Source organism: Bradyrhizobium sp. C9, from assembly GCF_002532045.1.
Classification (GTDB): Bacteria; Pseudomonadota; Alphaproteobacteria; order Rhizobiales; family Xanthobacteraceae; genus Bradyrhizobium.
On sequence record NZ_NWTG01000008.1, the window covers coordinates 226111 to 241329 of the forward strand.

Here is a 15219-nt window from a genome sequence, read left to right on the forward strand (position 1 = left end):
AGGGGGCGGCGGTGCGGTTCCTACGATCGAAGCGAACCAGCGCCAAAATCAGGAGATATCGATGGCCAACGACGCGAAGCCGGTACAGCAACGCATCGACCAGTTCTTCTCCGGACCCGGTGGGCGCGCCGACAATTGGCGTGATCTGGTCGAGGCGGCAAAGGCGTGGAGCGGCGGCGGCGACCATGCGCCGTATGACGCGGCGCTGTCGGCGCTTGCGGTCACGGAGGAGTTCCACGGCTACCCGGGCCTTCGTTTGATGACGGCGCTGAAGGAAGCCGCGGCGGCGGGGGACGCCGCCACCTCGCATATGCTTGCGATGCGGATCGCGCAGGCACTCCAGACAAAATCCTTCCGCCAGCATGCCAACGACTGGAGCACGCAGGACGACGGCAATGGCGACGTTCCCGATCTGCTCCCGCCGACTCTCGGACAATCGACGGCGCGCCGTCCGTACTTCGAAACCCTGATCGTGACCGGAGTGCCGGCCAGCAATTGGCCGGGACTCCTGGCGGAATGGCGCAGGCTACGGCGACCGGTCGATGCCTTCATCTATGAGCCCGTGGTGGTCGGCAGTCTCGAAGATGCCTTCTGTGCGGCAATGCTGAATCCCAACATAGCAGCGGTCGTAATCAATGAGGGCTTCGCGTTGCGTTCGCGTCACGATGCGCCGGTGCTGCGATCCATGATGACCGCGATGGGGCTCAGCCATGAGTCCGACGCTTCCGCGTTGGAGCTGGCTCACATCCTGAAGCGGATCCGTCCCGAGCTCGATCTCTACCTGATGTCCAATCGCGACGTCGAGGAGTTGGCCGGCAATCCCGAGGCCGACGTGGTGCGCCGGGTGTTCTACTCGGTCGAGGACATCCTCGAACTGCACCTTTCAATCCTGGAAGGCGTGCAGGATCGCTTCGACACGCCGTTCTTCGACAATCTGAAGAAATACGCGCAGCGGCCGATCGGGACCTTCCACGCGTTGCCGATCGCGCGGGGGAAGTCCGTGTTCAAGTCGGACTGGATCCGCGACATGGGCGAATTCTACGGGCTGAACCTGTTCCTGGCCGAGAGCAGCGCCACCACCGGCGGCCTCGACAGCATGCTGGAGCCGACCGGAAACATCAAGAAAGCACAGGAGAAGGCTGCGCGCGCACTCGGCGCCGATCGCGTGTACTTCGTAACCAACGGCACATCGACCTCCAACAAGATGGCGGTGCAGGCGCTGCTGGGTCCCGGCGACATCGCGATCGTCGATCGCAACTGCCACAAGTCGCACCATTACGGCATGGTGCTGGCGGGTGCGCAGCCGCTCTACGTCGAGGCATTTCCGATGACCGAATACTCAATGTACGGCGCCGTGCCGCTGAAGACGATCAAGCAGGCGCTTCTGAACGCAAAGGCCGATGGCCGGCTCGACCGGGTCAAGATGATCGACCTGACCAATTGCACCTTCGATGGTCACATCTACAACACGCGGCGGGTGATGGAGGAATGCCTCGCGATCAAGCCTGACCTGATCTTCCTCTGGGATGAGGCCTGGTTCGGCTTCGCGCGGTTCTCGCCTTTCCTGCGTCGGCGAACCGCGATGGGCGCGGCCAACGAGATCGAAGCCTGGATGCGCGATCCGAAGTCGGTTGCGGCATACGAAAAGCAGCAGGCCGAACTCGGCAAGAATCCCTCGGACGAGGTGCTGCTCAAGACCAGGCTGATCCCCGATCCGCGCCAGATCCGGCAGCGGGTCTACCAGACCAACTCGACGCACAAGTCGATGTCGGCGATCCGGCAGGGCTCGATGCTGGCCGTCAAGGATATCGAACTCCACACGGTCGAAGCGCAGTTCAAGGAGGCTGTGTTCACCCACGCATCGACCAGTCCGAACCAGCAGCTGATTGCAAGCCTCGACGTCTCGCGTCGGCAGATGGAGCTCGAGGGTTACGGACTGGTGGCCAATGCAATGGAGATTGCGTTCGCCATCCGCAATGCGGTCAACACCAATCCGCTGATCTCCCGCTACTTCCGCGTTCTGGGTGCGGATGCGATGGTGCCGAAGGCCTATCGCCAGAGCGGGTTCACTGACTATCTGGCGGCCGGCACCAACTGGGCGAGCGCGCTGAAGAGCTTGAACGACGACGAGTTCTGCCTCGATCCGACCCGGATGACGCTGGTCTGCGGCACGGCCGGCTACGACGGAACGCAGTTCAAGGGCCTGCTTGCCAGCCGCTACAACATCCAGGTCAACAAGACCTCGCGCAATTCGGTCCTGATCCAGTCCAACATCAACAACACGCGGAGCGACGTCGCGCATCTGGTCCGGGTACTGGCCGAAGTCGCCGGCGAAATCGATCGCGGCCTGGCCAAGGGCGGAGCGAACGCCAGGAGCGATTTCGACGCGCGAGTCAACAGCCTGATGAAGGACGTGCCTGACCTGCCGAACTTCTCTCATTTCCACGACGCATATCGCGGCGATGGGGGCACGAAGACGAACGAGGGCGACATCCGCGGTGGGTTCTATTCAGCCTACAATGCGGCGGGATGCCAATATATTCGCCTGAACGATCCAGAGATCGACAGGCGCCTGAAGAACGGGCCCGATCTCGTCTCCGCCAGCTTCGTGATCCCTTATCCGCCGGGCTTCCCGATCATGGTCCCCGGCCAGGTCATCACGCAGGAGACGATTGACTTCATGCGCAAGCTCGATGTGAAGGAGATCCATGGCTACGACGCGGCCGAGGGTCTGAAGCTCGTGACCACCGAGGCGCTGGCCAGGATGGGCAAGCCGCGGGCGGCCGCGCCGAAGCTGAAGGCTGCATCATAAGGGGAAGAGATCCCGCAAGGCGGCTTCGCATTCCTGCAGCGACGGTCCTTGCGCAACAGGTCGTAACGCAACCGGTTCCTGGAGAGACATCATGAGAAAAGTGGGTTTGATCGGAGCTCTTGCTGCGCTGGCGATGGGATTGGCCGGCTTCAGCACGCCGTCGCTGGCTGAAACCGGCTCGGTCGCCGTCATCTTCACCAAGGGCGGCTTCATCGTCGGTGTCGGAGGCGGCGAGGGTGTGTTGACCCTGCGTGGCAAGCATTATCCGTTCACGGTGTCGGGCATGAGCGTCGGCTTCACAATCGGCGCCTCGACCACCAAGCTTGTCGGGCGTGCCCTCAACCTCCGGGGGCCGGCTTCAATCGAAGGCTCCTACAGCGCCGCTGGTGCCGGTGGGGCGATCGCCGCGGGCGCCGGTGGCGTCCAATTGCAGAACGCCAATGGCGTGATCCTGCAGCTCAGCGGCCCGAAGGTCGGTGCCGAAGTCTCCGCTGCCGTGGGCGGCGTTTCGATCCGCCTGAAATAGTCCGAAGGAGCAAGGGCCGCGCGTCCAGCGCGGCCCGGCCTTTCAGTAGCGTTCCTCGACGAACTTCATCCCGCGCAGACCGGTCTGATCGTTGTAGCGACCTTTGGCGGAGCGCGGGGGCAGTTTCACCTTGTCTCGCTTGACCCGCCCGTGGGGAATTGTCTTCAGCAGAAACGAGATGCAGTTCAGCCGCGCCCGCCGCTTGTCGTCGGAGCGGATCACGTTCCACGGTGCGTGCTTCGAGCTCGTCGCCTTGAACATCAGGTCGCGCGCACGGGAGTAGTCGTACCAGCGCCGGTAGGATTCGGTGTCCATCGGGCTCAGTTTCCACTGCCGCATCGGATCGTCGATCCGGGCCCTGAAGCGCCGTTCCTGCTCGTCCATCCCGACCTCGAGCCACAGCTTGATCAGGATGATGCCGCCCTCGATGATGTACTGCTCCATCTGCGGGCAAAGCGAGAGGAAGCGTTTGTGCTCCGCCGGCGTGCAAAACCCCATGACATACTCGACGCCTGCGCGATTGTACCAGCTGCGATCGAAGATCACGATCTCGCCGGCAGCCGGAAACTGCTGCATATAGCGCTGGAGAAAGAGCTGGGTCTTCTCACGGTCGGATGGCGCCGGCAGGGCCACCACACGAAACACGCGCGGGCTGACCTTCTCGGTCAGGGCCTTGATCGTTCCGCCTTTGCCGGCCGCATCGCGTCCCTCGAACAGGATGATGACCCTGAGCTTGTGCGCCTGCACCCAATCTTGCAGATGGCAGAGCTTGACCTGCAGTTTCTGCAGCTCTTCCTCATAATCCTTGCGCTTCATCTTCTTCGCGGACTTGTCTTTCGCCATGGATCCCCGCCCATCGTTGAGCTGTTAGCCCCAGGCAATGACGATGCCGATGTCTCCGGGCATGCCGCCGGGGTAATCAACGACCTGGTAGCGGATGCGATAGCCGCGCGGCTGCAGGTAGTCTGCCCAGAGCTGGTATATTTCCTTGGGTATGCCCGTCAGCGTCTTCTCCCAGCCGGCCTCCATCTGATTGATGGCCCGCCCCTTGTCGGTGCACAGCGTATTGGGGAAACGGTAGACCTGCACTTCGGTCAGCCCGTTACGCACCGCGCGCTGAATCACGGTCGATGCCAGCTTGACCTTCTCGTCCTCGCTGAGCCCGGAGGGCTTGCTCAGCCGCTCGATCAAGGCGCGCTTCTCGGCCTCCACAGCCGCCGCGCGCTTGGCATGCTCCTCGGCCTTTTCCGCTTCCTGTACCGAGGCCTGTTTCTGGATTTCATGCGCATTCGGGATCAGGTCATCGATTTTGTCTCGCATGGCTGGGGACTCCTACGCCCGATCTTCCACCGTGCCTCCAAACGGTAGGGTCGAGCCGACTGGCTTCCTTGATCCAGATCAAGCAAGCGCGGTAGGATGATCAGCAGTGTCGATCAAGATTTGCCTGCGGTTATATTGCAACCGGGAGACTTGGCTTGAACGAACAGATCCATCCGGCAGCCCCCCATCATTTGCCGTTTTTCATTCCCGGCGCCGACGGGTCGGACACCCTGATGGTGGTGATGGGTATTTTCCTCGTAACCACGGTCTTGTGGGTTGGCACTCTCTACTGGAAGCTGCACAGCCTGCCAGAGCGCATGGCGCACAAGAGCCAGAAACTTCAGTTTGAGATCGTCGCCGTCCTCGGCCTGATTTCGCTTTTCACCCATATGCATATCTTCTGGATCGCCGGCCTGCTGCTGGCGCTCATTGACCTGCCGGATTTTGGCACGCCGATGCGCAGCATTGCCGATTCCGTCGAGCGCATAGCCGACGCCACGCCGGGCGCGCCCGCTGCCGAACCGGAAGCCGAATCCGTATCCGGCGGCAGTCCCGACGCCCGGGCGGCCGCGAAGCAGGAGGTGCACAACCATGCTTGAGCTCATGATCTGCTCGCTGGTGACGATCCTGCCGGATTACCTCTATCGCCGCTATCGGCAAGGCAAGCGGTTCGGCAAGGAAATCACGTTCTTCTCAGTCTGGTACGAATTGAGATGGGGAATCACCGGCTGCCTGATGCTCACGATCTCGCTGATCACGATGATCTTCTACTTTCATCCCTCGACGAGCTCCGCGGCGATCTACTTCAGGACCGTGCCGATCCTGCCCGAGGGTTCCGGCCGCGTCGTCGAGGTCAATGTCGATTTCACCGCGCCGGTGAAGAAAGGCGACGTTCTGTTCCGGCTAGATAGTTCGAAGCAAGAGGCTGCGCTTGAGACCGCCAAGCGAAAGATCGCCGAGGTCGATGCGTCGCTGATCTCGGCGCAAGCCGACGTGGTCAAGGCGGACGCTCAGATCGGGGAGGCGAAAGCCTCGTTGCAGCAGGCCAAGGACGAACTCGATGTGAAGAGCGAATTGCAACGCCGCAATCCCGGCATTGTGCCGCAACGCGACATCGAGAAGCTGCAGGTGCTGGTTGATCAGCGGCAATCCGGCGTCGATGCCGCTAGCGCCGCCAAGGAATCGGCGACGCTGCGCGTCTCTACGCTCTTGCCGGCCGAGAGGGCGAGCGCAGAGGCCGCGCAGGCGCAGGCGCAAGTGGACCTCGACAAGACTTTCGTCCGTGCCGGCGTCGACGGCCGCGTCGAGCAATTCCTGGTTCGCCCCGGCGACCTCGTCGCTCAGATCATGCGGCCGGCCGGAATCATGATACCCGACGAAGCGGGCCGCAACAGGTTGCAGGCGGGGTTCGGGCAGATCGAGGCCCAGGTGATGAAGCCTGGCATGATCGCGGAAGCCGCCTGCATGTCGAAACCCTGGGTGATCATTCCTCTGGTTGTCACCAGCGTGCAGGATTTCATCGCCGCCGGCCAGTTTCGGGCCAGCGAACTGTTGATCGACCCGCAGAGCCTGCAGAAGCCGGGTTCGATCCTCGTGTTCCTCGAACCGCTTTACAAGGGCGGGCTTGACGGTGTGACACCAGGCAGCAGTTGCATCGTCAATGCCTACACCAGCAATCATGACGAGATCTCCGATCCGAAAACCGGCGCGTTGAAAGGCTTTGCCCTGCACGCCGTCGACGCGACCGCACTCGTTCACGCGTTGCTGCTGCGGATCCAGGCTCTGCTGCTGCCGATCCAGACGCTGGTGTTCAGCGGTCACTGACGGGTGCGAACAGGAGACTGCATATGAAACCGGACCGCAAGTTTCGCGCAATCGTGGCGACGGGCATGATCTTCGGATTGCCGGATTATGCACGCGCATTCGATCTCACCGGTGCCTGGGCCACGAGTGCCGAGCAGTGCCGAAAAGTGTTCGCCCACAAGGGCAGGGCGAACCAGCTCACCTTCTCGAACTTCTCGGGCGTCTATGGCGGTGGATTCATCGCCGAGGTCGATCGCCTCCGGGGCAAGTTCGAGAACTGCAAGATCAAATCGCGTAAGGACGACGGCCAGAACATCAACATCATCGTCGGTTGCGCGTCGGGAATCATGGTATCGAACGTGCAGTTCTTCCTTAAGGCCGTCGACGACGATACCATCACGCGCCAGTTTCCGGGCATCGAGGGGATGGAGGTCAATTATCATCGTTGCAGGATCTAGAGGTGACCGCTCGCCGCGCTGGCCCGGCGCCGCCGGACCGTCGTCGGCTGACGCCGGACCGATTGGGTAGCGCGTCGTGGATCCGAGCCGGTTGCCGAGGTCATTCCGCATCGCCCTGGTGGTGGGAATTGCGCTTGTCGCAGCAGGCGCCGGCTTGCTCGCCTATCGCTGGTATGAACGGCCGACGACCTTGACGATCGCGGTTGGCTCGCTCGATGGCGAGGCCGGAAAGCTGGTCTCGGCAATTGCCGGAAAGTTCGCCCAGTCGAATGCGCCGGTCAGGCTCAGCCTGATCCAGACCCCGGGACCGCTCGAGTCCGCCGACGCCCTCGCTTCAGGAAAAGTCGACCTCGCAGTCGTGCGCGGCGATGTCGGCGATCTCTCGCAGGCTCAGGCCGTCATCGTATTGGCGCACGCCACCGTGCTGATGGTCGCGCCGCCTGGCGCTGCGATATCCGATGTCGCGGAGCTGAAGCGCGCCACCATCGGCGTGATCGGCGCCGAAACCAATCAGAAGCTGATCAAGGTGCTGACCGACGAGTACGACCTGACGCGCGCGGGCGTGGTGTTCAAGCCGCTTGCGCCCGCGGACGCGCGCCGGGCGCTCGACACCAAGGAGGTCCGGGCAATCCTGCTCGTGATGCCCCTGACCGAGAAGTATCTTGCGCTGCTGCGCAATGTCTTCCCGCACACCGCGCGAGCTGGTCCGGTGATGATCGCCATCGAGTCCGCCGGCGCGATCGCGGAGAAGGAACGCGCCTACGAGAGCTTCGATGTGCCGAAGGGTACCTTGCGCGGCTCGCCGCCGATTCCTTCCGACGACCTGACCACGTTGCAGACGTCTTTCTACCTGGTGGCGCAGAAGAAGCTCGGGAATGACCTGATCGGTGACCTGACGCAGTCGATCATGAGCGCGCGGCGGGACTTGCTGGCCGAGCTGCCGGGGCTTTCCCAGATCGCCACGCCCGACACCGATGCGAGCGCCTACTTGTCGGTGCATCCCGGGGCTGCGGCGGTCTATGAGGGGACCCGGGAGAGCTTTCTCGACCAGTGGGGCAATGCGATCTTCCTGGCGCCGATGATCGCCGGCGGGCTTGCGTCCGTGCTAGCGGCGGCGTGGAAATTCCTTCGGCCGGTCGAGACACCGAGCCGCCAGGAGGCGCTCGACGCGCTCTATGCGCTAGGGCCTCGTATCCGGATGGCCGGGCGCGAGTCGGAACTGGAAGAGATCGAGCGCGAAATCGACCAGGTTCTACGGACGCAGCGCAGCCAGCCGGTCGCGGACGACAGGAGCGAGCGGGCCGTCACGGCCGTGAACGTCGCGGCGCACCGGCTCGAAAACCTGATCCATGATCGCCGCGCCCACCTTGCGCCGCAGCCGCAGGACCAGGTCGGAAGCTGAGCGGACAATCGCTTTCCTTGATCTTGATCAAAGGGGGGACACGGCCGCCGCCGATGCTGTCGGCCGTCGTGTCGATGGAGGTGGCCATGTTCCATTGGGGCAAGACCCTGCTTGCGGTTGCGCTGGTGTCGGTAGCGCCCGTTGCCGCGTTCGCGCAGACTGCTGACAAGCCGCCGGCCCAGGCCGGCCAGCCGGCCGCTGCAGCGACGCAGCCTGCTGATCAACTCCTGAAGCCCGAGCAGCTTGAAGCCCTGGCGGCGCCGATTGCGCTTTATCCGGACTCGCTGCTGGCCAATGTGCTAGCGGCTTCGACCTATCCGCTCGAGGTCGTTCAAGCCGACCGCTGGCTGAAGGAGCGCAAGAGCCTGAAGGGGGACGCGCTCAAGGCCGAGGTCGACAAGCAAGCTTGGGATGACAGCGTGAAGGCACTCGCGAGCACCGCTGACGTACTGGCGATGATGAGCGACAAGATCGATTGGACGAAGAATCTGGGCGATGCCGTACTGGCCCAGCAGGCCGACGTCATGGACGCGATCCAGCGGCTGCGTAGCAAGGCGCAGGCGAACAACAAGCTGGTGACGACCAAGCAGCAGAAGGTCAGCGTTCAGACCCAGGAGAACAAGCAGGTCATCGTCATCGAGCAGACCGATCCGGAAACGGTCTACGTCCCCTATTACGATCCCGCCACGGTCTACGGCGCCTGGCCTTATGCTTCGTACCCGCCGTACTACTTCGGCTATCCGTCCTATATCGGCGCGGGTGTCATCGCAGCAGGCCTTGCCTTCGGCACCGGATGGGCGATCGGACGCTGGGGCAATTACTGGGGCGGCGGCTGCAACTGGGGCAATCGCAACGTCTATGTGAACCATTTCAACAGAACCAACAATATTGCGAACGGCTGGCAGCACAATCCGACCCATCGCCAGGGCGTTCGCTACAACAACAGCAACGTCCAGCAACGCTTCGGCGGCACCGCCAATCGTGCGGGTGTCAGCGACCGGATGAACTATCGCGGCCGCGACGGTCAGCAGGTTCTCAACCCGGGCGGCGATCGCGCGGGGGCGGATCGCGCAGGTGCAGATCGTGCGGGTGACCGCGGCGGAGATCGCGCGGGCTCGCGTGATCGGCCTGGTGGCGGCGATCGTGCAGGTGCTTCAGATCGTTCAAAGGGCGGCGGCGATCGAGCCGGAGCAAAGGGGGGCGGCGATCGCGCAAAGGCCACCAACCGTGGCAGTGCCGGCAACCGCGCAGCTGCTAATCGTGGTGGCGGCGGCAGTCGTGGCGGCGCCATGAACGTGTCGTCCGGACGGGCAGCTGCGGCGGCATCGGCGCGCGGGCGGTCGAGCATGGCCAGCATGCCGCGCGGCGGCGGCGCAAGCTTCGCCGGCCGCGGTGGCGGCGGAGGCTTCCACGGCGGCGGCGGAGGCGGTTTCCGAGGCGGCGGAGGAGGTGGCTTCCGCGGCGGTGGCGGCGGCGGGCGGCGTTCCGACATCGCACTCAAGCACGATATCGAACTGCTTGGATATCTCGCCAACGGCCTCGGCTACTACCGCTTCAGCTATCTCGGCAGCAACAAGGCCTATGTCGGCGTGATGGCGCAGGAGGTCGAGCAAGTGATGCCGGCGGCAGTGACACGCGGCGCCGACGGCTATCTCAGGGTCTATTACGACGAGCTCGGTCTCAAGTTCCGCAGCTACCACGACTGGCTTGCCGCCGGTGCGAAGATTCCATCTCCGTCGGAGGCTTCACGATGACAGGCACTTCGTACTTGCGATTGGATCGCCTCGCCTGGATCGGCATCGCGGTGGCGGCAGCATTCGCCTTGCTACTCTCTCCGGTTCGCGCCCAGCAGGGTTTTCCCAATCCGGAAGATGCGGCGTCCGCCCTGGCGGCCGCCGTCAAGGCCGGCACGAGCCGCGCCATGCTGAAGGTGCTCGGCCGCGATGCTGCCGACATCATCGAGTCCGGTGACGATATCGCCGACGCCAATGCGCGCGAGCGCTTTCTGTCGGCCTACGACGCCAGGCATTCGATCAAGGCCGACGGCAACAAGAAGGCCACCCTAATTCTAGGGCCGGACGATTTCCCGTTCCCGATCCCTCTCGTCAACAACCAGGACGGCTGGAGTTTTGACGCGGCTGCGGGACGTCGCGAAATCCTTTACCGCAGGATCGGCCGCAACGAGCTTGCTGCGATCCAGACCTGCCTCGCCTATGTCGACGCGCAGAATGAATATGCCGAGAAGGATCGCGGCGAGGGGGTGGGAACCTATGCCCAGCGCATCGTCAGCAGGCCGGGCAAGACCGACGGATTGTTCTGGCGCGACGACAAGGATCCGAGCCCGCTCGGTGAGCTGGCTGCCCAGGCCGCGGCGGAAGGCTACAAGGTCGGCGAGCAGGCCGAGCCGTACCACGGATACTACTATCGCATCCTGAAGGCACAGGGCTCCGATGCCCCGGGCGGTGCGCTGAACTATATCGTAAAGGGCAAGATGATCGGTGGATTCGCACTGGTCGCCTGGCCCGCCGAATACGGCAATTCCGGCGTCATGACCTTTCTGGTCAACCACGCAGGCACGGTCTATCAGAAGGATCTCGGCCCACGCACTGATTTCCTGGCCAAGCGAATGATCGTTTTCGATCCGGATCACACCTGGAAGAAAGTGGACGCTACAAATCCCTGAGCGAAGAGGGGCTGTCATGATGCGAGGCATCCGTCCCGTCACACTGGCGCTTATCGCGCTGGTTCTGCTGGTCACTCCGTGCTTCGCGCAGGCGACCGGCCACGTCCAGGTCAAGTTCGTGAAAGCGGCGCTCGTCGTTGGCGGCGGCGGCGGGACCGGCACGCTCATCTACCGGGGACGGCACTATCGGTTCATCGTGTCCGGTTTCAGCCTCGGCATGAGCGCGGGCGCGTCGGTGACCTGGCTGGAAGGCACTGCGTCAGGCATCAGGGAAGTCAACGATTTCGCCGGCAGCTATACGCTGGTTGGGGGAGGCGGCGCATGGGCGGCCGGTGTGGGCGGCGTGAGTATGCGAAACGAGCGCGGTGTTCTGCTCATGCTCAAAGGGCCGAAAGCGGGGCTGGAGTTTGCCGCAAATCTGGGCGGACTGACGATTTCGCTCAGGTGAACTCGAGCCGCCTTCGAAGCAGCCTCCAATCCCGCGCAAGGCCAAGATGCGAGGGTGTGTTTTCGCTGATCGACGCGCACGTGGGATAGCTCGATCTCGCCGATACCGCGCGCGCTAAGGCTGCCCGCCGGGTGGCCGGTACATTGCTAGACCACTATTTTGGAAGCCCTGTTTGATCCATGTTTGGCGCCGCCAACGCCAGTTGGGCATGTTGCTGGCTCGTAATGCTGGGGTGGCTTTTTTTATGGAGGGCAAATTGTCAAGAAGTGCTCTGATTTTTCACCATTGTGGTGAAGGGCTGGAGTGGTGGCACGGCCATTAGGATTGCCCTACGGCGGTCGCTGAGCGGCCATCCGTCCGCCAGCTGTCTTAGGGGGCCGAGATCACGCGTGCGGGCTGGCGCCCCCGATGGTGCGTTGCTGATTGTCGCCAACCTGCTTGGCTTACGCGCAGACCAATCCCGGTCTGATTTGAGGAGCAAGCGATGACTGAGAAGACGAAATGTCCGGACTGCTAACCATCGCTCTTGATCGCAGCGTCATGGTGGCATTTGCGGACTGCCCTGTCCAAATCTTCGGCTTTCCATCCCTGCAGCGCAACGCCGATGCGTGCGACCGTGTAGAACCAATCATCGGGCGGTGACATCGCCGGTGTCGCAATCGTGATCCATTTCGGCAGTTCTTCCGAATTGCAGTGCAGAATCACCTCATAGCCCTTGGCCTGTGTATGCATCGTCACATGTAGACCTGATGCGGTTCCGACCTTCACGTCCGAGTTCATTTCGACCGTGCGGGAGAGAGTCGCCAACCAATCGTGGCAGTAGTCCGCGCGCGCCGATGTCGTCAGACCAGCGATTGCAAGTCCTATCAGGAGGGAAATCCTTACGACCGAGTGCATGCTCTCTCTGAAATCCTGTTTTGAACGGAATCAAATTGGGGCGAGGGTGCCACTCGATCAGGGGCGGCGTCGAGGACGACGGCGCGGTGCGCGTTCGCTGGTGCGGCTCTAGCGCAACCACCAGAGCACCAGGGCAAACACGATGAAAACGGCGGCGCCGATCGCCCACAGGCCATCAGCGCTGATCGTCAGGCTCCATAGACTGATCTTGATTTGCAGTTTGTTCGACACGGCAAGGCTCTCCATTGAAAACATCAGAGAGCCCTTTGGGGATAGGTTATGTGCGCGCGGCGTTGGGTTGCGGTCAAGACTGCGCGCTCTTAACCCATGAGCGCTGTTCTGCCTTTAAGGCATTGAGAACACGAGGCGGAGTTCGAATCCGAGTTCCGTTCTCCACAGACATTTGTAGTTCGCGCGGCATGTGGCGTGCTTGCTTCGGCGGCGCGCTAGTCCTCCAGATATGGCTTCGCGAGCTGCCGCCACTCTGTTTCGGATGAGCATCGGATATCGGCGACAACACAGTCCTTGAAGCCTGGTGTTTCGTCAGATTCCCAGTAGCTGCCATACTCCTTGTTCTCGTTTAAATCGAACAACCTGAATAGCTTTGACACCTTCCCCTTCTCGAAGATGGTCGTGATTTCGAGAAAGAAGCACTTGTTGAGCTTTTCGCTATAGTGGTTTTGGTAGTTGGACCGCTGATGCTTGCCGTCCTTCGTCTGCGAAGACGGCGAATACTCTTTCGCAAAGACGGCGGCGGCTTGCTTGCCGCACCGTTCTTGCAACATGTAGCGCTCGGCGTTGCTCTGCCCATACGCCATGGTCGAGACACCACAGAGCAGTCCGACCAAAACACCTGCATTCATTCGCATTGTGAAGCCCTGCAACCTTCAGGAACCTTACAGGGAGCGGGTGGAACCTTGCAACCAGAACGGGGATTTAGCGCGCTCGTCTCGGCGCGAATGTCCCGCATGTCCCGCTATTTTCCCGGTGATTCTGATATCCGATGTCACAGATGTCACGGCATGTCCCATCCCATGTCCCAAGTGAGGGGCGCGACCGTCTATCCCTTCGGAAAGTCCGGCCCGCCGCAGGCGCGCCCCGTGGCTGGTGATCGGCAGTTCGGCGATCTCGGTGGCCGTGACGTTCGCTGCGCGCGCCTTGGGGCGTGCTCGCTACCATCACGGGTCAACATCTGCGCTTGTGTAGTGAGAGTCGCCGTAGCGCGGCGCCTGTGCGCCAGCGCGTGCTCTGGGTCTAGGCATAGCTTCGCCTGTCACCGGCAAAACATTGCCTCGCGGCATAGATGGATTGACGAAACCTCGATGTGTTGAGGGAGGCCAGGGTCATGCGGTTGGCCTTTACACGCGCTTATTGACGCGGAACCACCGCTTTGCAAATCCATCTGCAACGCGGCTGTCTGTCTGTCGGTCGCAAGCAATACGGAGCTGACTCCTGCGGGCCGGCGTGCCGTAGCTCTACGCCGTTTAAACCCGCTTCGTTTGGTGCGCCTACGGCGTCCCGCAACAGCCCTGACTAGGCTCGCGGACCGTAACCCGACAGACGGGCATGGGCCTTTAGCCGTCCGTCTTGGGACGCCCTAGATGCGCCCTCCCGCGAGTTTGTAGATGTTGGCATTGTTGAAGCCGCCGCCGCCCGCAATCATCTGGACGTGGCCGGTGGAGGCCAGCATGCGCACCGCGCGCTCAGCCGAGCCGCGGGACAGACCGGTGGTCTGTGCGATCGAGCGGAACGACGGACTGGTGAAGCCCGCCTGCATGTCTGTGGTGTCACGGAAGTAGAGTGCGACGCTGACGGCGTTGGGCGTCAGCTGCGTGTCGGTGAGAACCGCGAAGACCCAGGGATTTAATTTGGCCTGAGAGGCACTGGACGCTTGACGGACCGATGGCGGATTTTTAGATACCAGCATGTCACAGCCCTTACTGTGATGGCGTCGAGCGACGGAGTCGTAGCCGTCTCTCAATTCGATCAACAAAAGCCTCATCGCCCCGTCCAAGCGATGAGGCTTTTTGTTTTTGCTGATCTGTGGATCGCGATCTCTTACCGTTGTCCCGTCCCCGGGGGTCGACTCGGTCGCTGGTGAGCCCTGTCGTATTCGGCTCGAATCTTCAGATAGGCATCACCGCTTCACAGCGGAAGATATCGATTCCCGATTTACCGAATTGGCGAAAGTTCCTTCCTTGGGTGCGGGGCTCTGCTCGGGAGGGCACGATTGCGGTCCCGCATCGCCATGACACTTCCGTCGCTTTCGGACGGCGTGCGGCGGGCCGATTCTGTCATGGGCGATTGATCCCACTGACGATTTTTCGCCCTGTCACGGCGGAGGCCGCGGGTTCGAGTCCCGTCTCTCGCGCCAGTCTTATCAAGCACTTAGCCCCAAGTTCCAGTTTGAAGACGCGTTGCGCGCTGGCCCGTCCTGACGCGTCTCAATGCCTTTTGCCCGGGCTTCCGGGACGCAAGAGCGACCGCGCCCGGCACGTGCGACCTTTCAGACGATCTCGACCGCTGGTTCGCTCCCGACGATCGCATGATCATCACTCACGCGCGCAATCCGACATTCCGCGACACCCGACACGATGAGCCAGGTTTCCGGCTTCGCTCCTTCTCCAATCACGACTGTTGCGTCCTGATCCGGGAGTGCCTGGAGCACCTGGACGAGTTCGCGGACTTTCATCGACACGTTTCCTCAAGGTCGATCAGTTGGTTCGCCTCTCACGCGAGCATCACATCGGCTGAAGCGGTAGCGACTATCGCCATCCAGACCAGCGAGAAACGGACGTACGGCAGGTCTCGGTTCTCGCGCGCAGCGTAGCGCGCGAGCCTGACGTCAGCCTTACTCTCATCGCATAGTG

16 protein-coding genes are annotated in these 15219 nt (G+C 62.3%); 9 read left to right on the forward strand and 7 right to left on the reverse strand.

Annotation, left to right across the window (positions count from 1 at the left end):
• Nucleotides 1–61: 61 nt before the first annotated feature.
• Together CO675_RS19720 and CO675_RS19725 are read left to right on the forward strand one after the other, a co-directional pair.
• Nucleotides 62–2812 (forward strand): decarboxylase, encoded by a 2751-nt coding sequence (locus CO675_RS19720; RefSeq protein ID WP_097673547.1) that lies wholly within the window; start codon nucleotides 62–64, stop codon nucleotides 2810–2812.
• Nucleotides 2813–2903: 91 nt separating this feature from the next.
• Nucleotides 2904–3338 (forward strand): hypothetical protein, encoded by a 435-nt coding sequence (locus CO675_RS19725; protein ID WP_097673548.1) that lies wholly within the window; start codon nucleotides 2904–2906, stop codon nucleotides 3336–3338.
• 42 nt (nucleotides 3339–3380) lie between these two features.
• Here the strand turns inward: CO675_RS19725 and ppk2 are convergent, their stop codons facing one another.
• Both ppk2 and CO675_RS19735 read right to left on the reverse strand, forming a co-directional pair.
• A complete protein-coding gene (gene ppk2, locus CO675_RS19730) occupies nucleotides 3381–4181 on the reverse strand; it encodes a polyphosphate kinase 2 (RefSeq protein ID WP_097673549.1) in 801 nt (266 codons plus the stop codon).
• A gap of 24 nt (nucleotides 4182–4205) precedes the next feature.
• A complete protein-coding gene (locus tag CO675_RS19735) occupies nucleotides 4206–4658 on the reverse strand; it encodes a hypothetical protein (protein ID WP_097673550.1) in 453 nt (150 codons plus the stop codon).
• A gap of 155 nt (nucleotides 4659–4813) precedes the next feature.
• Here CO675_RS19735 and CO675_RS19740 point away from each other — a divergent pair, with 155 nt between their 5' ends.
• The 7 genes from CO675_RS19740 to CO675_RS19770 all read left to right on the forward strand — a co-directional run bounded on the left by CO675_RS19740 (nucleotide 4814) and on the right by CO675_RS19770 (nucleotide 11452).
• On the forward strand, nucleotides 4814–5257 hold the full coding sequence (locus CO675_RS19740) for a hypothetical protein (protein WP_097673551.1): 444 nt from the start codon (nucleotides 4814–4816) through the stop codon (nucleotides 5255–5257).
• Nucleotides 5250–6482, forward strand: a complete 1233-nt coding sequence (locus CO675_RS19745) for an HlyD family secretion protein (protein ID WP_097673552.1) — start codon at nucleotides 5250–5252, stop codon at nucleotides 6480–6482. Before CO675_RS19740 ends, CO675_RS19745 begins: the two co-directional genes overlap by 8 nt.
• A gap of 23 nt (nucleotides 6483–6505) precedes the next feature.
• Nucleotides 6506–6919, forward strand: coding sequence for a hypothetical protein (locus CO675_RS19750; RefSeq protein WP_245452822.1), 414 nt, complete (start codon nucleotides 6506–6508; stop codon nucleotides 6917–6919).
• A gap of 91 nt (nucleotides 6920–7010) precedes the next feature.
• A complete protein-coding gene (locus CO675_RS19755; protein ID WP_245452823.1) occupies nucleotides 7011–8321 on the forward strand; it encodes a TAXI family TRAP transporter solute-binding subunit in 1311 nt (436 codons plus the stop codon).
• A gap of 86 nt (nucleotides 8322–8407) precedes the next feature.
• Nucleotides 8408–10075, forward strand: coding sequence for a DUF3300 domain-containing protein (locus CO675_RS19760; protein ID WP_198964668.1), 1668 nt, complete (start codon nucleotides 8408–8410; stop codon nucleotides 10073–10075).
• Nucleotides 10072–11004: a DUF2950 domain-containing protein gene (locus tag CO675_RS19765; RefSeq protein ID WP_097673554.1), complete on the forward strand. Its 933-nt coding sequence runs from the start codon at nucleotides 10072–10074 to the stop codon at nucleotides 11002–11004. The genes CO675_RS19760 and CO675_RS19765 overlap by 4 nt, the downstream gene beginning before the upstream one ends.
• A 16-nt stretch (nucleotides 11005–11020) precedes the next feature.
• The gene (locus tag CO675_RS19770; RefSeq protein WP_245452824.1) at nucleotides 11021–11452 is read left to right on the forward strand and encodes a hypothetical protein; all 432 of its coding nucleotides are present in this window, start codon (nucleotides 11021–11023) and stop codon (nucleotides 11450–11452) included.
• Nucleotides 11453–11965: 513 nt separating this feature from the next.
• Here CO675_RS19770 and CO675_RS19775 read toward each other — a convergent pair.
• The 5 genes from CO675_RS19775 to CO675_RS19790 all read right to left on the reverse strand — a co-directional run bounded on the left by CO675_RS19775 (nucleotide 11966) and on the right by CO675_RS19790 (nucleotide 15041).
• Entirely contained in the window at nucleotides 11966–12349 is a 384-nt protein-coding gene (locus CO675_RS19775) for a hypothetical protein (RefSeq protein WP_143279045.1), read from the reverse strand.
• A gap of 108 nt (nucleotides 12350–12457) precedes the next feature.
• Complete coding sequence (locus CO675_RS41765) at nucleotides 12458–12580, reverse strand: hypothetical protein (RefSeq protein ID WP_283808113.1); 123 nt, start codon at nucleotides 12578–12580, stop codon at nucleotides 12458–12460.
• Nucleotides 12581–12795: 215 nt separating this feature from the next.
• Entirely contained in the window at nucleotides 12796–13218 is a 423-nt protein-coding gene (locus CO675_RS19780; RefSeq protein ID WP_143279046.1) for a hypothetical protein, read from the reverse strand.
• Nucleotides 13219–13946: 728 nt separating this feature from the next.
• Nucleotides 13947–14351, reverse strand: coding sequence for a hypothetical protein (locus tag CO675_RS40015; RefSeq protein ID WP_143279047.1), 405 nt, complete (start codon nucleotides 14349–14351; stop codon nucleotides 13947–13949).
• A 504-nt stretch (nucleotides 14352–14855) separates the two neighbouring features.
• Nucleotides 14856–15041, reverse strand: coding sequence for a hypothetical protein (locus tag CO675_RS19790; protein WP_097673558.1), 186 nt, complete (start codon nucleotides 15039–15041; stop codon nucleotides 14856–14858).
• Nucleotides 15042–15219 lie beyond the last annotated feature (178 nt).